The organism is Psychrobacter aquaticus CMS 56 (genome assembly GCF_000471625.1).
Taxonomy (GTDB): domain Bacteria; phylum Pseudomonadota; class Gammaproteobacteria; order Pseudomonadales; family Moraxellaceae; genus Psychrobacter; species Psychrobacter aquaticus.
Window position 1 is genome coordinate 503,830 of the sequence record NZ_AUSW01000034.1, and the last position, 23,971, is coordinate 527,800.

Genomic DNA, 23,971 nt, shown 5'->3' on the forward strand with positions numbered 1-23,971 from the left:
ATGACGATAAAAAACGCGCCAATTCTACCTGAATTCAGCGTCTAATAATAAGTTATTAAGACCTAACTGCGATAAAAATTTTTAGACAAAAATTATTATCAGTATCGCTATCACGCCCACTATACCGAGCAATATTTGATAGCGCTTGATACTGTGTTGCTCTTGGTTCTTTGTGGTGATTAACGCTTGTGCTTGCTGCCATTGTTTTACCAAATCGGCGGCTTCGGCGTGGCCGTTTTCGGCAGCTTGCGTGAGCCAATATTTGCCATTGTCTATATCTTGCGTGACGCCCAAACCTTGATAGTACATCTTGCTTAGTAGACGCTGGGCGCGGCTATCCTCTTTGCTGGCCGCTTGCTTAACCCACTCAATTCCTGACTCTGTGCCAGCTATCTTATCGACTATTAAACCTTCACCCAGTAATTCATACATCGCCAAACGCAACATAGCAGCAGTATTACCAGCGTTAGCAGCCTCTTGTAATGTCAATAGCGCTTGCTTTTTTGCTGCTAAATGATTCTCTGAAAACATAATTTGCGCACGGGGTTTATGTTGCTTGGCAATATGCTGCTCAAACTGATCCAGTACTTCCCGAGCCTTTTGATAATCAGTATTACCAGCGGTTTGCACCCTTTCAATTGCGTCTAATTCTGTTAGTAACTGAATAAAAATATCTGGCGTTGGCGAGATTTTTGCTGCGGGCGCTGGCTTTGTTAATGGGGGATTCTTTGGGGGAGAAATGCTTGGTAAAGGTTCAGTCTTAGATAATTCTGGCTTAATAAGACGGTCTCGTTTTGGCTCAGATACATCAGGTTTGAGAATGTATTCTTGTTGAGACAAGCTGCTATCTGCTAGGCTATGACTGTAACTATTACTGGCCATCATTTGTGCTACAGAACTCTGAGAATTGATAGAACTCTGAGAATCGATGCGTCCGCTTACTGGTAGATTCACCTGCTCAGCTGCATCAACATTTTGACTATTGCTGCTACTGTTATTTTGAATGACATTTTCGGTAGCTGAACCAGAGGCTTGATGGTTATTAGCGTTTGGTGATCTGGCGCTGACGGCTTGATATAAGCCGCTAGCAATTTGACCGCCTTGTACAGCAGCAAACGGTCGGTCGATATGGCCAAACAAACGCAGACCGATTGGTTCTAAAGCAAAAAATAAGGCTGCTGCCCTATCATTGTCATTGTCATTGTCATCAGAATAACCACCCTCGTTACGGTAGCCAACTGCCATGTGCTGGTAAAAATCGTCAGCTGTCAACGTGAGTTCAAGGTAGCGCTTACGTAGCTCAAACTGACCGTACCAATGCGGCGACTGTTGCCATTGCCGCGCCAATACGCGTCCTGCATAAAACCCCAAAAACATCATAAAGTTACGATAGCGCTCATCGACTAACAGCGCCTCTTCATCCCATCTATTCACCTTAATCATATCACGGCGTATTTGCGATAAAAGTGTATCTACTCGCTGTAAACTTGCCAGCGACTCATCCAATATACAGTCGCGAAGCTCGGCTTCATAAGCCGTGCCTCCTGCGATAGATCGCTTAGCTAAGAAGTCTTGCCAATAGCCTGCTGCAATATAGTCAAGTGGCGTTTGGGGCGATGCAGACATAGACAGGCGTGTCCTTTTCTGTAAATAGACTGAGGATATAATAGATTTAATTTAACCAAAATATAGTGCTACCTTAACCTAAAATCTAGGGCGCTACAATAAAGGACTAAACAGGCGTACCACATTATCAAACAAACGCGCCGCACCATGACGCTGCGTCCACTCTTCTAAATCCAAAAAACGGCAACTTTGTAAGTAGATTTCTTGGCAATCAGCGACTTGGGCAACCATCTCTGGTGTATAAATCGCCAAACTGACTTCCATATTTAGATAAAAACTGCGCATATCGATATTCACAGTGCCAAACAGACAGTAATCATTATCGACGACCACCGTTTTAGTATGCAACAGGCCACCTTTAAATAAAGCAATAGTCACGCCAGCTTCAAGCAATTCTTGATAATAGGCTTGGGACGCATGTTGCACGAGAAACGAATCGACTTTTTCAGGCACAATAATCGTCACCTCGACTCCGCGCTTGGCAGCTATCGTCAGTGCCCCTGACAAGGTTTCATCGGGTACAAAATATGGCGTGGTGATACAAATGCGTTTGTTGGCACGATGAATCACTGTGACCAATGTATCATAAATCACATGGGCAGTTACTTGCGGGGCTGAGGGTATCAGCTGTGCCAGTACGCCTTCCACAATTGGCATTTTCGGTATCACAATCGATGTCGAGCCAATATCTGGCTGCTCATGGTAGTCAATACGGTCACCCAACACTTTTACCCGACTGTTTAAGTCGTTAATAGTCGGATTCATCACATACAGTTTACGAGTATAGTTATTTACCCGCTGATTGAGCGCGTCAAGGTTGTCATTGTTTTCAGCACCGATATCCGTTACCACCACCTTTGCCATAGCTGTAGTGATACTGATAAAGCGTCGGTTGGTTGTGCGTATCGCCACATCAATCCACTGCCCGACGTTTTTATTTTGTTTGAAAAACCTCGGATCGACCAAATTAAAACTACCTATATAACCGATGTGTTCATCAATAACCACGATCTTACGATGATTGCGCAAATCGGAGCGTTTAAACAGCGTTTTAAACAATCCCACGGGCAGTGACTGATGAACAAAAACACCTGCCCGCTCTAATGTACGGTGTGCATTACTATTAAAAAAGCTAAAACTTCCCACACTATCAGCCAATATATGACACTCAACCCCGCGTTGCGCTGCCGCCGCCAACGCTTCTATCACTTCTAATACTTGTCCCTTGGGATAGACAATATAAAACTCCATCAAAATAATGCGTTGAGCTCCTTGAATATCCTCAATCAAACCTTGAAAAATCATATTAGGCTCAGTCAGCAGCTGCATCTTATGATCTGGAAATATCCCAAGCCCTGTCCAACGCGTACCTATTTGACTGACACCTTGATACTTGGCTGGCAGTAAATCTTGCCCTTGATCAAAAACCAAATGCTCACGCCGCGCCATGTCATTCATCAACATGCTTGCTTGATCTACTCGCTCACGATAGCGCCGCCCAATCATCGGCTCACCCAGCAGTATGTAAGCAATAAAGCCAAATAACGGTAAGGTATAGAGCACAGCAATCCAAGCAATCGATACCCCAATATTGCGCTGCACCGATACAATTCGTAGCGTCATTACTATCATCAAAGTAATATGCAATACGAGACCTAACCCAGCGAGATCTCCCCAAGACCAAGTGGTGAAGGTATGTTTAATAGTAAACGCTTCGATGTCTGCCTCCGACAATCAGATAAAAAATAAAGCACAAGTAGTAAAACATGAACAGTATAGTGATTTTTGACCACCGAATAATAGACAACTATAACAAGTATGTTCGTAGCAATGCCTCTAAATAATTGACTTAGGCTACTATAAATAGGGATATCAGACGGCTATTTTTAATTATTTGCTAAAATCATTAAAATACTGTTTGACAGCCATGTGTAAATCTATATAATACACACCCACAGCAAGGGGACTTAATTAAGTTAGCTTCTGTGAAAGTTGATTAAGAGGTGACAATCTTAATTGGCTAGATTTTAAAGAAACTTTCAAGCCAATTAAAGGTGTGAAGTTTCTAGAATTTTCCCTTTAAGGAAAATTCTCTTGCGAAGCTAAAATTGCATTGCAATTTTTATACGCTTCTCAGGGTGATTAGCTCAGTTGGTAGAGCGTCTGCCTTACACGCAGAATGTCGGCGGTTCGAATCCGTCATCACCCACCACTCATTTAGCGAGTGGGCTTTTAAAGAGCAAAACGTTAAAAACGACCTAAGCAGCGGTAGTTCAGTTGGTTAGAATACCGGCCTGTCACGCCGGGGGTCGCGGGTTCGAGTCCCGTCCGCTGCGCCATATTTAAAACGAATTTAAACCTTTGGGTTTAAGCAAGTTTCGCCTCAAGCATTAGGTTGCTTGAGGTTTTTTTGTGTCTGAACTTCTCTTAAAATCCTTTGTTTATATGGGCCAGATGTTTATCCTGTATCGACCTTTAAGAAATAGTCTGCCCTTTAATAATGCGTAAATTATGAGATCTCGTGTATACGCTCTACTTTTCGAAAATCGGTGACCAAGTGCTCAGTGACCAAACGGTGACCAATATAATTAAAAGTTAGTTGTAGTAACTGATACCTATAATTTATGCCCATTTCTGAGTAGTCAGCTCGCCATAAAAATGCGTAAGTAAAGCGCTCAGCATGGTACTAATGTACTAGCAGTGACAAGCAAAAGACACCGACTCTCATCGAAATAATAGCGTCTGTGTAGGTAGTAGCTCGTGTATAGATAGTGATTTGTGATGAAGTAGAGCCTGAAAGTGAAGTTAGCAACCAAGGTAAGTAGTGATATAATGCCTCGATAATCGATATTTTATAAAGGGTTTACCTTATGGCTCGTACCGCTAGCGCATTACATATTTTAGTAAAAAACAAAGAACAGGCTGAAGACATTATTGCTAAGCTTAAAAAAGGCGCGGCGTTTGATGTGCTCGCCAAACGACATTCCACCTGTCCATCAGGCAAAAAAGGGGGTCATTTAGGTGAGTTCGAAAAAGGTGACATGGTACCGGCATTTGATAAAATTTGCTTCAGCGGTGAACTCTTCATCCCACATTTAGTAAAAACCAAATTTGGCTGGCATGTGGTTAAAGTGCTTTACAGGACGTAAGCGTTAGAGTCCAAGCTTTGATTGTAAGCCGACTGAGGTATGCCCTAAACATTATCCTGACTCATCAATGATCTGATGTTATAACTATAGATTATGACGGCTGTATTTCTTATATTTAAGAATGCACCCCGTCACTTTATTTTCTCACTTGTCACTATACTTTCATTTTTGTTCTATAGAATGCGTTGATTCTTCTGAATTATTGGCTGTATGACGTATATCAATGAAGATTTTCAAGGCATAAAGATTAAGTTAGGCTGACTGAGTAAAAGTTTTTGGAGCGCTACCAAATGCTTCACGTTGCTCTAGGGTGGTCAATTTATTATCTTTTAGACAGAAATCTCGTAACAACAGAGAGTAGATATAATGAGCAGTTATTTATGTTTGACAGATTATGAAAAGAATTTGATTGATAGTGCTTTGCTTATTTTAATGAAAAAAAATATTCAATATAGCAACCAGTCAACAGAAGATTTAATAAAACAACACTATCAAAATTTTAACCTGACGCTTTTTGAGTTATGCGCAAAAATAAAATCCCCTGATTTTGACAAATACATAAGCTTGTCCTCAGAAGAAATCAAAAATATTAAAAGAGGTTTGACCTCGCTATACCACCTTTTATCTCAAAAAACTTTAAAGAAAAAAGAAGAGAACCAAAAAGATCACTATAAAAACTATAAACTACAGATCATAGAACTAGAGAAAAAAATTGATATCACTGAGACAGATAATAGGTGAAATGGTCGTTATTCATCGCTACATATTAGATTTTGCCACAGCTAAGCCCTAATAAAATTTTGCAGCCAGCACCCTATTTTATTAGGGCAACTCTTGGGTCTTATCCTGCTCGTCGCCTCCTATAGTTGAAATACTTTAAAGTCGCTACAGTATTGCTGGTGTAAAATTTTTGCAGCCTCTGGCAGCAATGGCACAGCAAACAAGAAAAATTTGCACCAGCAGTACGGGTTGTATCGATATTACTTTTCACCGACTATATTTAAATAAATGCTCGGATTTGGGCACACGCTTTTAGCAAGCTCTAGTGCCCCTGCATTAGCAGATGCATCTTCAAGCTGTTACTGTCTACTAATACGCCACCCTCTAAATTTCGAAAAGAAACCCTTAAGTCTATCAGAAAAACTCAAAGCTTCTGATTCTGTCACCTCTTCAACATGATGACGGGCCGCCAATATCGGCTGCTGTACCAATCTTTCGTGGTGGCCAAAGGCGCGATCGAGACTGATACTCATCATCGTAAAGTTGGTCGGCCGCGGTAAACAACGATATACCTGACCTTTATTGATTAAGTCAATCACCATGTGGGCATCTTTGAACTCAGTCAGCATAATTACCATCAGATCAGGCTGGATATTTTTTAGTGCATAAACAATGGGTGTAATATTCTCATTATTAAGCATCGCATCCGTAATAGTGACGCCAAAACGTTTTTTCTGTAATAACTTGGCCGCCTGCTCAAGATTACTGGCCCAACTCACCGTGTAAGTACTCTGAAAGTAACTCTTCATTTGCTGATAGACATCTTCATCATCATCTAACACCAATATATTCCGTTTACCGCTAATGCTACTAGCCATATGATTTTGGGTATCATTGGTTTGATTGGTGTCTTGAGCAATATTTTGCGTTTGCTGGGCAATCTCTGTGGCTTTATTGACGACTTTTTTAAGCTCGTCGTTTTGCCACGGTTTCGTGATATAACGATAAATCTCGCCTTCATTTACCGAGTCAATCACCGCATTCAGATCCGCATAACCGGTCAATAAAATGCGAATGGTGTTTGGTGAGGCTTCTTTGACCTCACGCAAAACCTCAGTGCCTTGTTTATCTGGCATGCGCTGGTCACTGATGACCACTTGTACATCATGCTCGCTGATATATTTCATTAGCTCAGTGGCATCAGTCGTGATAAATACGTCATGCGACTGGCGAAAGTGCATTTTTAAGCTGCGTAGAATGCGCGGCTCATCATCGATAAAGGCAATTTTTGGTTTTTGCATGACGTTCTCTTTAAATAAGGGGTTGGAAGCCTCTCAACTTTCAAACAAGGCTTGTGAGGGTTTGTTTTCACGAGCGGTGGATTGTATTGGCAGAGCGATGGTAAACGTCGTGCCCTCCCCAACGATTGAGCTGGCTTCAATACGACCACCATGTTGTTCGATAATTTGTGTGGTAATGGCCAATCCCAAACCTGTCCCATCTCCCGCTTTTTTGGTGGTAAAGAACGGCTCAAAGATACGAGTCAAAGTACTTTCTTCGATACCCACACCATTGTCTATGACACGTACCACAACGTGTTTCTGCGCCTCATCAACCGATGAGATGATATGCAATTCGCCTTTACGATCAGGTGCCATGGCTTGGGCGGCATTATTAAATAAATTTAACAGCACTTGGTTGATTTGCGAGGGATTGCATTGAATCAGAGGCAGCTCAGCCAAGGTGGTCGTGACATCTAAAGATTTCAGGTTATTACGTGCCATGACAAGCGAAGTGTTCACACAATCATTGATATCGATGTCCTTTATCTTAGATTCATCAATCCGAGAGAAATCGCGCAAGCTAACCACCAGCTCAGCAATCTGATCGACACCATATAAGCCATCTTTGATGAGATCTGCTAAATCCTCACTGACTTCGTCTTCTTTGATCTCTTCACAGCATTGCAAAGTTTGGTCAATCAGCTCTGCTACTTGTTCTTGGTCAGCATCGGGCGCTTTTAGAGCCTGCAATAATTGCTCGGTATGGGTTATCAACTCATCAAAACGTGTGAGATTGTCACCGACCAACTCCATATTACTACGCACATAACCCAGCGGCGTATTGACCTCATGTGCCACGCCTGCCACCATTTGGCCGAGCGTTGCCATTTTTTCAGAGCGCACCAGATGCACTTGCGAGGCTTTTAACTCATCCATCGCTTGCTGCAAATCTTGGGTACGGGCGACCACCTGTTTTTCGAGATGAACGTTGATTTCGGCAAGCGCGCCTTCGTTTTCAACGATGCGATCAATCAATTGATTGGTCTGCTCACTAATGACTTGAATCTCACTCACCGATGACTTGGGCAATTTGTGCGCGCTTAGTTTTTGATATTGTTTTTGCTCAATCAAAACGCCCATATCGGCCACGGCCTGCGCCATTCGTTTTAATGGACGAGTAAAATAGCGGCGAAATACCCATGCGGTCAGGAGCAGAATAGGAATAAAACCCAGCAACATCGCGCGAATCAGCTGATTTGATAGCGCATTTGCCACACTCATCATGTCGCTGTTTGGTTTCACAATAACCATTTTCCAGTAAGTAAATGGCATGCGAAAGACGAAGGCAGTGGCGGGTTGCTGTAACACAAAATCATTCGGCACAGTAATGGTATCGACCAGATGACTGTCTACCAAATTGAAGGTTTGATCGAGGTTTAAAAGCAGCAATGCAGAAAGTAATTTGGACTCTTGCTCACTGATTTTCCCCACATTGGTGGTGCTCAAAATACTACGTGCAGCCAAATCATAACGACCCTCATCCTTGGCAACCGCCTCATCAAGAAGCGTCTGATTGATGGTATCCAGACTATCAGCAATGGGCGCAAAGGTAGGGTTTGTCTCAGCCAATTGATGCGCCGTTATCATCTCGCCTTGAGGATTACTGTCTGTCACTTGAGTGACAATGGATTGATCCGGAAAGGTCAAAAACCGATTGTCTAAGTCTACTAAAAACACATAACCACCGATTTTTTCTTGCCATTTTTTCATGGCGGCATCAAGGTTATCTAGTAGCAAATTGAATGTCACCACCCCATCAAAGGCCTGATTGCGGCTGTTGTATAGCGCTTTGGCACATGTCATCATCGGCTGATTGCTTACTGGGTCGACATACGCACGGCTCCAGACACAGTGATCATGACGCGCATACATAGCAGGAATGTACCACCAGTCTCGATAATAAGCGTTTGGCGTTTGACTCACTTGATTATAACGTTCCACAGATTGCATGTTGCCAGACTCATCACGCGCCCACACAAACGATTGGCGTTCTCGGCCCGGAGCATACATATTTGGGTCAAACCACACACCACCGCCCACAATTCTTTGGTCGGTTTGTTGCATGAGGTTGCCAAAGGTTTCTCTATAGAGCGCTTCTTGTTTTGGCAGTCCGCCTGCCATCGTGCTGGTTGCTTTTGCCAGACCATCGACATGACTGATGCTCGCCATGATGCTGTTAATCACTTCATTACCAGTTTCAACCACTGTCTCTGAAGTCATCTCCAGAATGCGCGGCTTACCTTGAGTCTCAACAACCCAGTACACCATGAGGATAATGAATGCAAAAGCCAATGCTAAAATAATCAGCATACGTGTGGAAATACTGCCAAGCCGACCAGCGACACTCATAAACGCGCCTTATATCAATATATTGTCTGTTATCAACAAATCACTTAATGAATCAGGAGATGAATGGTACGCAGCCCCTATTTGTAATGGGCTCAAGGATACGGTTTGGTCGTGACAAAATGATGACAAAAATATCATGTATTAACAAAGCGGACATTATTAAAAAGGAATTAGGACCATCACTATGTTCTGGTGTCAGTGATTCTATTGAGACATGCTCTGTACTGGACACTATAGAGCCATTGAAAAACAGCGGGTGTGATGGTCTAGGACAAAACGGATAAGCAAGACGCGGCGTTATACTGCCGCTAGAGCTGAGATTGTTCAAGCGAGGATGCAAATAAAGATAAGGATCTAGATAAAGAAGGTGCGGCTATTAATAATTTACATGAACCGTTACCGTATCAGAGTAGGTATCTGGTTTGAAGTCGGCGCTAGGTACAGTAACGTATATATTCTTTGTTTTAGCTTCGCCAGTACCAACATCTACTGCCCAATTTCCTTCTCCATTACCCCAAGCTACTCGTCCACCTTCACTATCCCGTAGCAGTTGATAGGGAATTTTGTTGGTATTGTTACCGGTTCCCTTCATGAAGCTCCGCCCATCATTATTTACGGCAGCGTTGAAAGTAGTCAAGCCGATTGTATGGGGAGCAGCATTTGTACAGGTCACACCGATACTACTGCTACCATCGATATTAAGACTGTTTGCTGAGACATTTCCCAAGTTGATATCGGTGGGCTGAGTAGTGATTTTACACTCATTAACAACAGCGGCTTGAACGGTAAATGAGAAGGGACTCGTTCCTTGAGTTTCTGATAAGCATCGGCTTGTGTCATTACTGGAATCAACGGTTACGTATGTCAATGCTGCATTACTACCTATAAAAGTGGCAGTATAGTCGTCTGCTTTGGCAGCATTATTATTGGGTAGCAGAGATACTCTAATAATGGTTTCTTTAATGGTTGGTGTAGTAGTATCTGGCGCTACGCTGAAGAAATCAATAAACTCCGTACCACCCACGATGCGATTGCCCCAAGTAGCATTACTCATACCATTAAGTGTCATGTTAAAATTTAATTTTGAACCATTACGCCCAATCATATGACGTGGATTGATTTGGGAAGTATTATTAGTACCACCATCGGCACCAATGCAGACGGATGCCCACTGGGTGACATTAGACGTATTGGTGCAACTGTAAGTCAGTGTTTGCTCGACGCTCGCATTGTTGGCATTAGCAAGGGTAATAGTACCAAGATGGGGTGAGATAAAGCTGTCTACTTGGCAAGTAAGTGCTTGCGCATTTGAGGGGAGCCACAAGGTAAATGGCCACAATAGTAAGCCATAACGCCATTGAAATAATTTCATCATCATAATACCTTTTGACAGATAAAGGGGCCGATGAGCGGAATCTCATCACCCTGCTTGGAGTACTCAAAGCGAACCGTGCAAACATCACCAGAGGGCGTCGTCACCTCCAGCACATTGTGTTCATCAAGTGTGTCCAGATATACCTCACCATCGAAACCAATGACGGTCGAGGGTACCTCTTGATTACTCAGCTGGCGTACCTGACTGCCAAGCGGTAGCGGTTGATTATCACTGTCTGTTAGGATAACAGATGCTGAACGCACTGGTGTAATACCAAAAGCGACAAGAACACCGGCGCGGTCAGTAGGTGTGGCCTCAATGCTCACTTTATCAATACGTAGGTCAGCGGGCAACTCTAAGGGATTAATACCAATTTTATTGTCTTGGTAGGCGTTCAGCGGTGATATCAATAACAGACCGCGGCTATTGGTCGTCCCAATCGGACTGTTCTGCAATGATACCGGCACATTGGCAATGCCGCCTGTAGAGACCACAGCAAAACCGCTGTTGATGTGCCGCGCGGCAAAAAGCCCGCCACCCATCTTAACCAGTGCACCAGTGGCACTGGCATAGCTTGCATAATCCCCATCGTTGCCCCTGATACCCGCTTGCACTTGACCATAGCGCCCGCGGTAATTCAGCTCGGCAAGACCGCCCGTGCTGTCCTTCCTATCCGTACTATCCTCACTACCATCTAGGCTGTGCCGCGCTTGCGCCCGCCATCCCAAGCCCCCTGTACTTGGAGCAGATTGCGACACCTCAGATGCAAAATCAGTCCTACTATCGGTGTGCTGTATACTGTTGCTCATCGACCTATTGCGATCCAGTGACAAGGAGGCGCTAAGAGAGGCGCTGTTATTAGCGGCGTCATTGATATCGTGATTGTAGTTGGCGCTCACGCGTAACCTGCGACCAAAGGACTTAGACCAATAGGCGCTGGCAAATTGTGTGGTCTCGCGCTCGGCCTGTGTCACCTGATTATAACTTACCCCAAAACTGCCCAAAGACTGCGTACTATAACCGGTTGAAATTTGCTCACTCCGACGGGCAGGGGCAGAGCCGTATTGCGTGCCCACGTCGCGGTAATCGCCAATAGTACCGATGGCATTGATACCAATATTGAAGCGGCTGTTATTCCATGAGTAGTTTGTGCTGTATTGCATACCGCCTTGACCTTGGCTCTCGCTGCCCGCCAATGAGGCGAATAATATACCGCCTGATCTGCCAAGCAGCCACGTGCCACCCACACCTGCATTAGTGAGATCATTGGTGACTTCAGCATGAGTTTCTGCGGTAAAGCGATCGCTCACGCCATAACGCCACGTGCCACTGGCGGCGATATCGTTGCCATAATCAAATGATTCAAGGCCGTAGTTTTCCCGCACTGCCCCAAGCTCTACTGACCAGTCAGACAGACCGGGCTGCAGCAAACGATGCGCATCATATAAAGAAAAATTGAGCGTGGTGGATTGCCCTAACGCATCGGTCACCACCAGTTGCGCCTTGCCCGCACCACTAAAGCTCGGCGCCGTATTGAGCTCGAATGGTCCCGCAGGTACATTACCACTGTATTGTTTGAGACCATTGACATAGAGCTCTACCGCCGATGGTAATGTAGCCTCGCCAAAAAATGACGGCAATGGCGTGGTTGACCGATAGGGTTGCAGATCAAAATTGGTGCCAATTTGTAGACCGCCCAGCCGCGTGGGCCGTGTCCATGACAGCGCGCCCGTAAGGATATCGCCTGCGCGAACGGTAATGAGCTTATCTGGAAATGACTGACTCCAGCTGGTATCCAAACGCACAGTACGACTGTCCCAGTCACTGCTATTGTTACCGCTGTCAGCAGGACGATTGGCAGTGGTTAAAGCAGTGGAGCTGAGCACACCCAATGTATTAAACGCGCGCAGCTCTGTATAGGCGCTAAGGCTGTTGGCGCTGTTTTGAGTTCGGGTGCCATAAACATTGTAATTGAGCAACATGCCAGAGGATGACGTGGGCTGCGGACGCTTGTTCGTGCGCGTGCTACGGACAGTGGTGTCCAAATTGAGCATACTTAGGGGTGCAATCAGAGTGAGTGTTTGCTGACGAACATCATACTCCACCTTGAGGTCAGGCAAGCTGTTGAGCGGTAGGGCTTCGGTCATATCGACAGGTACGATAAAGCCAAGCTGTTGCAAAATGCGGATACTTGCCCACAGTTGATCGTCACGGTAGTAAAAATGCGTCAAGCCTACGCTGGCGCCATTGAGGGTGACGTCCAGATACAGATCTAACCCAGCGGCATCGTCGTCAGGGTTATAGCTGTCTAGGTTGAGCTTGGCAAGTTGGGGGTCGTTAATGTCTGTAGGAGCGACATCTGTAGAAGTAATGTCTGTAGGAGCAATGTCGTTGAGTTCTACGGCGTGGCTGGCAGATACCGCCACGCACTGTAGAAAAACTGCTTTAACGAATGGACGTGTCCATCGTGACGTCTGGTGTCGTCTGAGTGCCATTCATCATAACCTTGAATTTACCGCCTGCCGTCAGTGCAGAGGGCGGCATTTTCAGCGTCCAGTTCATAGTGGCACCAGGTAACACATACCCTAGCAGCCCCGGATTAATCTCCGTACTATTACCCGCCGTATCCACAAAACTCAGACCAGCCAATTGGGCATGACCATTACCACTATTGCTGACACGGAGTGTTACCGCTTTGCCATCAGGCTGCAGATGCGTACTCCACTGCAACTGCGGGCTGGTCTTAGTTACCCCCACTGGCTGGACAAAGACGGGTAGAGAATAGCTGAGCGTAAATTGCAAGCCTGTCGTTTGGTTGGCAGACTTAACAGGTATTTCATTAACCAAAATACGATAAGTGTCTTCCACTGCGCCAGCGCCTTGCGGCGGTGCCTTCGCACGGATGATGCGGATGAGTTGGTTTTCGCCCGGTTTTAGCTCAATCATCGGCGGACTGGCGAGCAGTCCTCGCGACGGCGTGAGCTGATCGCCCTGTTCATCCTGCAACCACTGGTATACACGCACTTGCGCATGTACCACATTGTCACCGGAGTTACTGAGCGTCAGGCCACTGGCACTTTCTCTCGCTTGTAAGCTTAAGGAGATGGGCGAGACCTGCAAGCCACTCGCCATCGCTACCCCAGAAGACAGGAGCAGGCTGGCAAGAACTGCAGGTCTCGCAACACGGCGTAACCAGAGACTTAACATGTATACTAGTAACCTACAGAAACGGCAACGGTATCGGTATAAGTATCCGGTTTAGCCTTTCTAGAATCTTCTGTTAGGTTTACGAATACAGTATATGGTGTGGGATCAACTACGAAACCTGCTCCTACCACTCCGGTCTTATACTCGGCATCCCAAACTGCGCCACCTGAAGCTTCAGACAAGGTATACGCTAGTGTCTCTAAAGTATTTTCTCCTGTCAATACGCCAGCTCCAGAGTTAGCGGTGCCGCTTGTTGGCGACATCGTAATACTATAAGGCGTACCTTGAGAGCAGGCTACGTTAAAAGTGGTGGACTTAGCGGTTGCGTTTACATTAGTAGCAGTAGGGTTTAAGCTAATCTCCCCTGCTGTCGATACTGTACAGAGTTTCTCAACTGTCATTCCAACTTCAAAAGTGCTGCCAGCAGTTTCAGCATTTGCACTAGAGATAGCGGCGAATCCACCAGCAGTAACTAGGGTAGCGGCAAGTAATTTTTTGTTAAATTTCATGGTAATTCTCCAGTGAGTATAAATAAAGCTCATAGTGCTTCTATGATGTATAAGACAATATTAAAGTAATTAGTGATCTATACCTTACTAGATAATAGAGATTACATTTGTTTGTAATTTCTAACCCACAAGCATGAATTACTTGCCTGTAGCCACCCAATCCTTTTACTTACAAAGTTTAGACCGTCTGTCGTAAATGTCGACCGTCTGTCATGTTTGTTGACTCATTGTAGTATAAGCTTTATCGAATTGCACGCTAAATGTTTGATTAATATTACTATTTGCAAATCAGCTCTAAGCCATATAAATCGGGCATTTACATAATTAATACTTACTTTTAGGGCATTTACCTTACAAGATTTTTGTAAAGATTCTCTATTTCAGCTTACAAAACAGTTTATTTTCTTATTTGATAAACGACCTTTTGAGAGACTCTAAAACGTTATTAAGCAATGTTAAGGAGTATCAAATACTCATATCATCTTGTAGGTAAACCAAAATGAGTATATGATTCATGTATGTTTCGTATATTAGAGGTTTTTATGGGTATCGTTAAGATTGATGATGAGCTACATGAAGAGATTCGCAAGGCAAGCTCAGTGATGGTGCGATCTATCAACGCGCAAGCCGAGTATTGGATAAAGATAGGGATGCTTGCTGAAGCCAATCCCAATATGTCTTATTCCCAAATCATACATGAGCAAATGAAAAACGCCGATGTCAACGTAAGGAATCTGATAGATGGCTGAGATAGTTCTAAAAACCTTGGAGGAATTGAACGTAATGCGCGAGTCTGGGCGACTACTGGCTTCTGTTTTTGCTTATCTTGATAAACAAATCACCATTGGTATATCTACGATGGAGATCAACGATCTTGTTGAACGCTATATCGTCGATCAACTAGGCGCACGCCCAGCCAGCAAAGGTCAATATGGCTATCAGTATGCGTTGAATACTTCGGTAAATAGCGTTGTATGTCATGGTATTCCGGCAGACACTCAAATACTTAAATCAGGGGATATTGTGAATGTGGATATCACATTAGAACAAGGCGGCTTTATCGCTGACTCTAGCAAAATGTACTTAATTGGTGAGGTACTACCCCTTGCTAAACGCTTGGTTGATACCGCCTATGAAGCCATGTGGGAAGGCATACGAGTGGTGAAACCTGGCGCAACGCTAGGTGATGTTGGTCATGCCATTCAAAATCATGCTGAAAAACAGGGCTACTCTATCGTACGGGAGTATTGTGGTCACGGTATTGGCCGTGAGATGCATGAAGCACCAGAAGTGCTACATTATGGACTTCAGGGAAAAGGCTTGGTTTTACAAGAAGGTATGACATTTACAGTTGAGCCAATGGTTAATCAAGGTAAAGCCAAAGTGAAAGTCAAAAACGATGGCTGGACGGTCGTCACTAGCGATAAAAAACTGTCTGCTCAATGGGAGCATACGATTGCTGTCACCTCAAACGGTTATGAGGTTCTCACTCTTCGAGCTGAAGAAATAATTTTAATCACTTAAGTGTTGCCTACTGCTGGTCGACTGGCGACACGCCGGACAAGCGGATTTTTATTCGTAATACGCTGAACTACCAGCCCAATCTATCCAGCACCAAAACAGCGCTCGACAAAGCAAAAGCTAAACACCGTAATTCTTATTTGGCGCGTTTCCCACAACTAGCAAATGTTCCGTTTGAATATACATGGGGCGGTATGCTCGGCGTGATGATGAATCACGAACCTGTCTTTAAAGAGCCTGCTCCTAGCGTGTACGTGATGGCCGACATGAACGGCGCTGGTGTGGCGAAAGGCACTTATTTGGGCAACTATATAGCAGAGTTCATCTGACTCTTTTTTATATTGACCTGACTATACTTCATAGCCTCTTTTCTTAATTTCTTCTACCTCTAACAGTCGCTTTACCGACAATTAGAATGAGCGCATGCCTAACTCTCGCCTTTCATGTTGTGCTTAATAACCACAATAAACCTTTGAATTGGTTTGGTTTTTACAAAAATTACTCACTCTTACATTATTAATGATTATTGAACATTTAAGCATCAATTTCTTTCAAAGCTCTGAGATATGATGTTTCCAGTACCGAACAGGCACTTATCGACTATCAGATAATTGCTGGTCTGGATTTCGCTATTTTTTTTAACCAAATAGTACATATTGAATGTTAATAGGAACAAATCATGGCGGTCAATAGTGGGGTACTTTGTAAAGAAACATGGGAAGCTATCGCTGGTTATTCTGCAGAGCGTCCCCTACAAAAGAGCCAGTCACAAGCCAGCACAACTGCTGCTTTAAGCTTTCAGTTAATGACGCGTGCTGAACCGCCAGAGTTGGTGATTGCCACCATACATTCCTTGCTAGCAATAAAAGAAGCCCATGATGAGATTATTATTATTGATAATAATAATACTGAAACCTCACTGTATAAGCCACTGGCCGCGTTTTGTGCCAGCTTAGACCCCAAACTCAATGTACATTTTTATCATATTGATGCGGTAGAAGGTTTTAAGGCAGGCGCACTGAATTTAGCATTAGGATTAATGAGCCCAGACTGCACACATCTCGTCGTCGTTGATAGTGATTATCAAGCATTACCACATGCGAGAAAGTCGATTGCCAATGCCCTTCATCACTATCCTGACCATACGCTGCTTCAGTTCCCGCAGTTTTATCGTAATGCTAGTCAAGTAGACACGCATAATGAATTAAACCATTACTTTAACCACCACTTGTACCGTCCTTTTAATCGCACTCGCGCTTTATCGACAGGTACTTATGCGGTTATTCGTCGCTCAGATCTATTGAGTTTGGGTGGCTGGTCGGGGGCATCGATTACCGAAGATGCGCAGATGGGCGTGCTCATGCATCAAAGAGGCTTTCGCAGCCAGTTCATACCAGAAGTCATCGCTACGGGTTTATTGCCCAATACGTTGAATGATTTGATGTCCCAACGTCGACGCTGGATCTACGGCAACATGCAAGTATTAACGGATTATTTTTCGTGGCCGTTGCCTTTTTTAGCGCAATCCTCTGTTACTACTAAAAACCTAGATGAACGCCTAACTTATATACGGGCTCATCTTTCGCAGCTCAGTGCGTGGACAAACTTTACGGGCTTTTTTATCTTCCTCCAAGTCTGTTCACTATTCATTATTGGCAGTGCTCTCTTTAGCACTGATCCTAATTTGTCGCTATTAACGCCTTTATATCTGGTTTATATCAGTTACGCGCTCTTTTTAGGCAGACGTTTGTGGGCGTATTTTCACGATCAAGCCCCACTTAATAAACAAGTTGATACAGACCATCAGTCAAATGTTGGCACAAAACTACGTGCATGGTTGATGCATATAAACTTTTGGGAGCTTGGGGCGCTGTCATGGTTGCCTGTTTTGTGGGGTCGTAAAAAGCCATTTATCTGTACGCCAAAGCAAGCGCCTATCGGTACGCGTCATTCATTGTGGCAGGCAAATATAATGGCTTTACCAAAGCTGCTTTTAGTACTAAACATCATCACCGCCCTATTGGTCGCGCCCTTCTCTCCGCTTTATTCGCCGCTATTGTTTGTCTGTGCAGTGACTGTCTGTGTTTTAAAACTGTGGGCTGCAAAAGTGGCAATGGACAATTTTGCTTTTACTGAGCAAAAAACACCCAGTATCAGCATAAAATCTAAGCTGGTTGTTACAGCAGTTCGCAAGCAAGCCAAATCTATAAAAACGTCTGACATTACGACGGCATTAAATAATAAAAAAACTATTAACTCCTAAAAATATCTAGGGTTAACAACAGCTGGGCTATATTCGTTTTTAACTTCTTATGCTTATTGAGAGTTATCTTTCTGCTCAATTCAAATCCATTACTATTTTTACTTTGAGGTTCATATGTCTTGTGCCAATGCTATTCATTTTGTAGATGCAATCAGTTCTAGTAATGCTCGCCCTACCCCTTTATCCGGCAAGCCGTTGCGCATAGCGATCATCGCTCATTGTTTGTATCCTATTGCCCAGCCTTACGCAGGCGGGCTTGAGATGATTACCCAACTGATATGTGATGAGCTCGTTGCCCAAGGTCACGATGTTTTACTTTATGCCCATGAAGACAGTCAAACGCAAGCCACGTTACTACCGTTTTTAACACGAGCTGAGTTTGACGCGACGGTTTATGATAATGAACATGAGTCATTAGGCATGAGCCGTGAGGAGATGTACCAGTACTTGGTCTATCAAAGCGCCTTGCGCGATATTATCGAGCGTGACGAGCGCGGTGAGATTGACATCGTCCACAATCACAGTCTACATCATATTCCGATGATGACGGGTCAAGCCTTTGGTGCTCGATTCTTTACCACTTTTCATACCCCTATCTTTCCACAATTACGTTTGGCGCTTCTGACTCTGCGCCATGGGACAAAAACCCAATTTACCGCGGTTAGCGAACATCAGCAGCAGCTTTTTTCTGAATTTGTTCCTTCGCACGTGGTTTATAACGGCATCGACGTGGCATCTTTTATGACTGATATCGAATCTGCTACTGGCTTTGAAAAAGATTTTGACGGTTATGATGATGAGGTTTACTTTTGGTATGGCCGTATTTGTCCTGAAAAAGGCACGCATCTGGCAATGCAGTACTGTATGGAAGCGGGCAAGAGATTAATCATTGCAGGCCCTAAAAGTAATGAAGATTACTTTAACGAGCAGGTGGCACCATTATTGGCTAAAGACCGTAAAAACAATACGCAGCCCCTGTTTGATTATGTGGGTCATGTCACCAAAGACGAAATCAATCGCTACCTGTGTCAGGCGACCGCCATGCTATTTACCAGTACTTGGGACGAGCCTTATGGCTTGACACTGGCTGAAAGTCTGGCTTGCGGTACGCCCGTCATTGGCTTTGATGTGGGCGCAAGTGCCGAAATTGTCACACCAGACACAGGCGTTATCGTGCCGAAAGAGGACAAAGCAGCATTTATACAAGGGTTTGCTGAGATTAAAAATATCTCGCGTCAGGCTTGCCGCAAACGTGCTTTAGCATTTTGTTCCGTCTCTGCGATGGTGGATGGATATCTACAATTATATCAAGCAGCCGTGGCTAACAGACAGCAACAACGCTTAAGCCATCAAAAAGACGTCCGTCAGACGTTAACCACTTTTAATAACCTAAATGGTAAAGCAAAGCCATTGGTTGGATCAGACAATGAATCCATTGCCATGAGCCTTGGAGAACGATAATGCGGATTGGCTATTACGCGCATCATCATGGTTCAGGGCACTGTCGACAGATAGACAAGCTTGCCGGCCTATTGCCGCTTGAAAATAGACAGCAACTAACGGTATTTACCAGCTTAACCTCAGAGGGTTATACGTTTACCGCGATTAATGAGCAACAGATCATACGCCTTCATGCAGAGGATGAACGTGCCGATGACGTGCTAAAAGGTCGCGCTGGAGAACATTGGCAGCCCGCCAGTCTACATTACTCGCCTGTTGGCAATGCCGATATTCAAAAACGTAGCCATCAGATACTGGATACGATTTATCAGCGCAAGATTGATTTGATGATCGTCGATGTGAGTGTGGAAGTGGCCATGCTATGCCGAACCGCGAGTGTGCCTTATCTCTACGTGAGACTGCCCGGCTGTCGTGATGATGTGCCCCATCTTGAGGCCTTTGCTGGCGCACTTGCTCTAGTAGCCCCTTATCCTCGCGTACTCGAAGCCGCCATGACACCACGTTGGGTAACACAAAAAACGCTATATCTTGACTTTATTACTCCCACCAAAAATAACCCCTCAACCTATGAGGATTTTGTCAAAACGCTCATGGCGTTAACTGATGATGATAAAGTGCGTGAAGCTTTTTCTGCGTCCGCACAAATTATTACCGTGATTAAAGGCTACGGCGGGCACGAAGCCATTGACGCAAAACTGCCTGAGTTGCGCCGTTTATTACCAAATACCTTAATCATATCGCTTGGACCGATAGACGACGCTATGCGGCGTTATGTTGATATCGCCACTCATGTGGATGATGTAACGCCCTTTATGCAACACAGTGATTACTTGCTCATGGCATGTGGTCTCAATGCTGTTGCACAAGCCTATCATCAGGCAACGCCACTGGTAGTTCTGCCTGATGAGCGTCCGCATCAAGAGCAAGAAGTTATGGCGCAAGCATTAATAGCGCAAGGACGAGCACTAAGTTGGGAGCAGTTTAAAAGTTTAGTGACGGATAAACATATTCCTGCAAACTCTGACAAACTGTTTTTGCAACAAATACAAGATGACAAATCTCAGATGCCATCACTTACTAGCACAGACTACTTACCTGCTGCCCAAGCGTTTATGAGTAGCACCACGACCTACTCGACGACTAAGTCTTGGTTCAATGAATGGCTACTTCCCCAGCTTAACCTGAAACCGGATCTTGGTCACAGCTAAAGAATGCTTTTACCCTTATTTCTACTATAAAAAACGGTGATGACCGATGACCACAAAACCAATGTCCAACTTTGACTTTACTTCTGAACATATCCCCATAACGGTGATTACGACGTGCTACGGACGCAATCGCCACCTTTATAATCTACTAGCCAGCCTGATGAATGGTAGCGTCAAGCCTGACGAAATTATCATTGTGAATGATGATGCCGATCCCAAACGTTTGGCGGCATTCTCTTTAAACATTGTACAAATTGCCACCACTGCTGATAAGCAAGTTGATAGCACGTCTGATTCAGCCACTAAAATCGAGTTTGATATCGGTCACAATCGTAATCTCGGGGCTGCGCGCGCCACCCATGATGCGCTCATATTTTTAGACGTGGACTGTATCGTCGCGCCGACGTTTATTGAGCAGCTAAGCGCCAAACTGCAAACTCGGCCAAACAGTCTATTGATGGGCCAACCACGCTATCTCACGCGACCTTTGTCAGCAGTAGAGAGCGTAAAGCTACAAGATGGCGCTCTTGCCCTCTCTGATCTAAACCAGTTGTCCGTTTATAACCCTTATCGTGATAATCTTGAGGAAGTTGAACCTAACCCTACAAAAACGAATCAGACAGCGATGAAGCAGACTGAAGATTACGGGGCTTTTTGGAGTTTGTGTTTTGCTATTAAACGGAAGCTGTTTGAGCAGATAGGTGGGTTTGACACTCATTACACAGGGTATGGCGCAGAAGATACTGATTTTGCCTTTACAGCGCGTCAGTTACATATTGATTTTTATCTCACGGCCGATGTTGTTTATCATCAACAGCACAGCGTTTATCGGCCGCCGCTTAATCATCTAGATAGTATTGTCATCAATGCCAATCGTTTTTACCGTAAATGGCAATGCTGGCCGATGTCAGGATGGCTCTCACAGTTTGTTGATATGGGACTCATTCATTGGCAAGCTGAGCAATCAACCCCAATTGCTCTGGTCAGACAGCCCAGCCGTAACGAGATAGCGCTGGCTCATTGCCCCGATGCGCCTTATGTTTAGAGACTTATATTTAGAGCCTTATATTTAAAAATTATGCACTTATAAGGGTTTTGACAAAATAATCCCGATGAGTGACTGCTCTCAAGGCTTTGACCATCCATTCTTAATATTGACGAATAATCTCTACCTCTTGCGGCGGTGAATGCATCTCGCGGCGCTCAAATTCCCAATTGTGTCCTTGCCAAAAATGGGCGGTCTTAGCGTTATCATTAAACCCAAGCATCAATAACTGTAGCGGTAACTCTGCTTGTTGAATGTCTTGCAAATGCGCTCGAGCCGCGAGCAACAACCGATACAATAAAAACCCTGACGACGGCGCTGATGAATGAATGTCCTTGAAAGAAGGATAATCCGCGACGACTGGATGCTGCTCTGACAATACGCTATGGTGCATGTCACTCTCTAACAACGCTTGTACTGCCAGTGGAATCGTCAGTATCCGATCAGCAGTGATGGGGTCATCATTGGGACTTGGGTCGTCATCTGGAGCAGGAAATTGATACGGCTGATTACTGAGTAATATTCCTAGAGGGGCTGCCTTTGCCATTCGTTTTATCACTGACACATTATTGCTTCTGGGCGGTAAGCCAAAATGCAATTTACTATCGCCAATTTGCCGGAAAAATAGCAATTTAGGCAGTGTACTTACCAGCGGGTGATTGGCAAAAAAATCAGCATGTATAAAATGATTAAACAACACCAACACATCATCTGGCTGTAGTAAGTCCTCAAGTTGGGCAACACTAATAGACGGATTGTTCGCGATAAATACAATCCGATTTTTTTGCTTTAGAGCAGTTTGAATATTGGGTGGCAGACTTATAAAGGCAGCAGCTTCTGTGCTGATTTTATTCACTTCAGCTTCATTACTATGTGATATTGAACCATTATTTAAAGGTATCGAAGTTTGCATGCTAGACGTATTTGTCCTATTTAATGTAGATAACTTTTTAATTGATTATTTGGGGTCTGGAACTTATCTAGCGCAAAAACCTCATTTTAAATTCTTCAAGTCTGCTTGGGCGGTACGGAATACGTGCCCACCACGTGTGCCACTACGTCGCTTGAGCCTTCTGAATAAAGAGACACTTCACCTACGATAAGCCTGCGCCCTACTTTCATTAAAATGCAATCCGCCATAATACGGGCTTCTGCGGAGGGTTTACGCAAAAAATTAATGGTCAGACTTGTAGTCACTGTCAATGGAACAATGCCGATTTTGCCAAGTATCGCCACATAGATGGCCACATCAGCGATGCTCATCAACACTGGTCCAGAGACGGTGCCACCAGGACGCAGCTCATTTATCCCAATATCGTGTGACAAAGTCGCGCCTGTCTCATCTACGGTCTCGACGATACATTTGGTTTGTGGGAACTCCAATGCCATAAAGGCGACGATTTCTTCCTTGGTTGCAGACATATCTCTTCCTTGAATTGCATGATCCTTACCGAGAATCACTCTTTTGCTTATCGTTCATAGTTGATACTAAATAACAAAGTACAACCACTCAAACATGGTAGCGTACTGCTAGAATAATATTTTCTTGCTCGCTGTGCCTTCGCAGCTCGATGCTGCGAAAATTTATCCTAGCAGCATCATACTCATTTTATAGTAGATAGACTATAGCGTTTATCAATGAATGACTGGCGTACCCTCTGTACTAAACGCAAACCCTTTATTGCTAAAGTTACCAATCATAACCGCTTCAATGACAGGTCTAACTGTCTCATCTATGCCTTCGACTTCGATGATAAAGTTAGCACCCGAGCCGCCTTTATTCTCTTCTTTTTCGACGATATAATTGAGTGTCGCCATCGCTGGCAGTTCAATGGGCTTGGTTAAATACGACTTTATCAGTGTGCCACCAGTATCGTAATAGTCAATTTTATTGACATAAAGTGACTTTTTTAGCGTGGTATTACGGACGCTTAGCGTCGCTGACAATAAGACTTTTCGGTTGTCTTTATCGGTATAAATGTCTGAGTAAATCGGCACATAAAAAGTTTGCTTGTAACCAAGCTTCCCATGCTCCACATTTGACGTCTTTTCCAATTCTACGATCGGATCTTGATGACTCTTGGACAAGGCAACATTCGGGTCTTGCGCCGATGGGTCACACCCTGAAAACAGCACCATCATAGCGGCCAATAAGACGGACATACTGCGCTTATTCATAAGTTTTCCCTTTGCTT

The 23,971-nt window shown here is 44.3% G+C and carries 20 protein-coding genes and 2 tRNA genes; 11 read left to right on the top strand and 11 right to left on the bottom strand.

All coding sequences use genetic code 11. The annotated features are described in order from the left end of the window. Positions 1-81: 81 nt before the first annotated feature. Together M917_RS11670 and M917_RS11675 are read right to left on the bottom strand one after the other, a co-directional pair. Positions 82-1,626 (bottom strand): tetratricopeptide repeat protein, encoded by a 1,545-nt coding sequence (locus tag M917_RS11670; protein WP_021815064.1) that lies wholly within the window; start codon positions 1,624-1,626, stop codon positions 82-84. Positions 1,627-1,719: 93 nt separating this feature from the next. Next, complete coding sequence (locus M917_RS11675) at positions 1,720-3,345, bottom strand: cardiolipin synthase (protein ID WP_040642760.1); 1,626 nt, start codon at positions 3,343-3,345, stop codon at positions 1,720-1,722. 417 nt (positions 3,346-3,762) lie between these two features. Here M917_RS11675 and M917_RS11680 point away from each other — a divergent pair. The 4 genes from M917_RS11680 (at position 3,763) to M917_RS11695 (ending at position 5,516) form a co-directional block, all read left to right on the top strand. Next, a tRNA-Val gene (locus M917_RS11680) sits at positions 3,763-3,838 on the top strand. 50 nt (positions 3,839-3,888) lie between these two features. Then, positions 3,889-3,965, top strand: a tRNA-Asp gene (locus M917_RS11685). Between the two features lie 531 nt (positions 3,966-4,496). Next, the gene (locus M917_RS11690; RefSeq protein WP_021815066.1) at positions 4,497-4,775 is read left to right on the top strand and encodes a peptidylprolyl isomerase; all 279 of its coding nucleotides are present in this window, start codon (positions 4,497-4,499) and stop codon (positions 4,773-4,775) included. A gap of 366 nt (positions 4,776-5,141) precedes the next feature. After that, complete coding sequence (locus M917_RS11695) at positions 5,142-5,516, top strand: hypothetical protein (protein WP_021815067.1); 375 nt, start codon at positions 5,142-5,144, stop codon at positions 5,514-5,516. A 338-nt stretch (positions 5,517-5,854) separates the two neighbouring features. Here the strand turns inward: M917_RS11695 and M917_RS11700 are convergent, their stop codons facing one another. From M917_RS11700 to M917_RS13785, 6 genes are all read right to left on the bottom strand, one after another. Continuing rightward, positions 5,855-6,796 (bottom strand): response regulator, encoded by a 942-nt coding sequence (locus M917_RS11700; protein WP_021815068.1) that lies wholly within the window; start codon positions 6,794-6,796, stop codon positions 5,855-5,857. A 33-nt stretch (positions 6,797-6,829) separates the two neighbouring features. After that, positions 6,830-9,187 (bottom strand): ATP-binding protein, encoded by a 2,358-nt coding sequence (locus tag M917_RS11705; protein WP_021815069.1) that lies wholly within the window; start codon positions 9,185-9,187, stop codon positions 6,830-6,832. 376 nt (positions 9,188-9,563) lie between these two features. Further along, the gene (locus tag M917_RS13780) at positions 9,564-10,559 is read right to left on the bottom strand and encodes a Csu type fimbrial protein (protein WP_161626698.1); all 996 of its coding nucleotides are present in this window, start codon (positions 10,557-10,559) and stop codon (positions 9,564-9,566) included. 2 nt (positions 10,560-10,561) lie between these two features. After that, positions 10,562-13,057: a fimbria/pilus outer membrane usher protein gene (locus M917_RS11720; protein ID WP_040642669.1), complete on the bottom strand. Its 2,496-nt coding sequence runs from the start codon at positions 13,055-13,057 to the stop codon at positions 10,562-10,564. Further along, a complete protein-coding gene (locus M917_RS11725) occupies positions 13,008-13,769 on the bottom strand; it encodes a fimbrial biogenesis chaperone (protein ID WP_021815072.1) in 762 nt (253 codons plus the stop codon). Before M917_RS11725 ends, M917_RS11720 begins: the two co-directional genes overlap by 50 nt. A gap of 5 nt (positions 13,770-13,774) precedes the next feature. Next, the gene (locus M917_RS13785; protein ID WP_051354275.1) at positions 13,775-14,311 is read right to left on the bottom strand and encodes a spore coat protein U domain-containing protein; all 537 of its coding nucleotides are present in this window, start codon (positions 14,309-14,311) and stop codon (positions 13,775-13,777) included. A gap of 485 nt (positions 14,312-14,796) precedes the next feature. Here M917_RS13785 and M917_RS11735 point away from each other — a divergent pair, with 485 nt between their 5' ends. The 7 genes from M917_RS11735 (at position 14,797) to M917_RS11760 (ending at position 21,776) form a co-directional block, all read left to right on the top strand. After that, entirely contained in the window at positions 14,797-15,027 is a 231-nt protein-coding gene (locus tag M917_RS11735) for a ParD-like family protein (protein WP_406622048.1), read from the top strand. Then, positions 15,020-15,802: a type I methionyl aminopeptidase gene (gene map / locus M917_RS11740; protein ID WP_021815075.1), complete on the top strand. Its 783-nt coding sequence runs from the start codon at positions 15,020-15,022 to the stop codon at positions 15,800-15,802. The genes M917_RS11735 and map overlap by 8 nt, the downstream gene beginning before the upstream one ends. A gap of 44 nt (positions 15,803-15,846) precedes the next feature. Further along, entirely contained in the window at positions 15,847-16,128 is a 282-nt protein-coding gene (locus tag M917_RS14155) for an FAD-dependent oxidoreductase (protein ID WP_406622052.1), read from the top strand. Between the two features lie 350 nt (positions 16,129-16,478). Next, on the top strand, positions 16,479-18,062 hold the full coding sequence (locus M917_RS11745; RefSeq protein ID WP_021815077.1) for a glycosyltransferase family 2 protein: 1,584 nt from the start codon (positions 16,479-16,481) through the stop codon (positions 18,060-18,062). A 114-nt stretch (positions 18,063-18,176) separates the two neighbouring features. Then, complete coding sequence (locus M917_RS11750; RefSeq protein WP_021815078.1) at positions 18,177-19,523, top strand: glycosyltransferase; 1,347 nt, start codon at positions 18,177-18,179, stop codon at positions 19,521-19,523. Beyond that, a complete protein-coding gene (locus tag M917_RS13790; protein WP_021815079.1) occupies positions 19,523-20,731 on the top strand; it encodes a hypothetical protein in 1,209 nt (402 codons plus the stop codon). The genes M917_RS11750 and M917_RS13790 overlap by 1 nt, the downstream gene beginning before the upstream one ends. Before the next feature lie 46 nt (positions 20,732-20,777). Further along, positions 20,778-21,776, top strand: coding sequence for a glycosyltransferase family 2 protein (locus M917_RS11760; RefSeq protein WP_021815080.1), 999 nt, complete (start codon positions 20,778-20,780; stop codon positions 21,774-21,776). A gap of 103 nt (positions 21,777-21,879) precedes the next feature. On the opposite strand, the gene M917_RS11765 is transcribed toward M917_RS11760, so the two are convergent. The 3 genes from M917_RS11765 to M917_RS11775 all read right to left on the bottom strand — a co-directional run bounded on the left by M917_RS11765 (position 21,880) and on the right by M917_RS11775 (position 23,954). Next, positions 21,880-22,689, bottom strand: coding sequence for a hypothetical protein (locus M917_RS11765; RefSeq protein WP_021815081.1), 810 nt, complete (start codon positions 22,687-22,689; stop codon positions 21,880-21,882). 95 nt (positions 22,690-22,784) lie between these two features. Continuing rightward, positions 22,785-23,198 (bottom strand): PaaI family thioesterase, encoded by a 414-nt coding sequence (locus M917_RS11770; protein ID WP_021815082.1) that lies wholly within the window; start codon positions 23,196-23,198, stop codon positions 22,785-22,787. Between the two features lie 213 nt (positions 23,199-23,411). Then, on the bottom strand, positions 23,412-23,954 hold the full coding sequence (locus M917_RS11775) for a DUF3124 domain-containing protein (RefSeq protein WP_021815083.1): 543 nt from the start codon (positions 23,952-23,954) through the stop codon (positions 23,412-23,414). Positions 23,955-23,971: the final 17 nt, after the last annotated feature.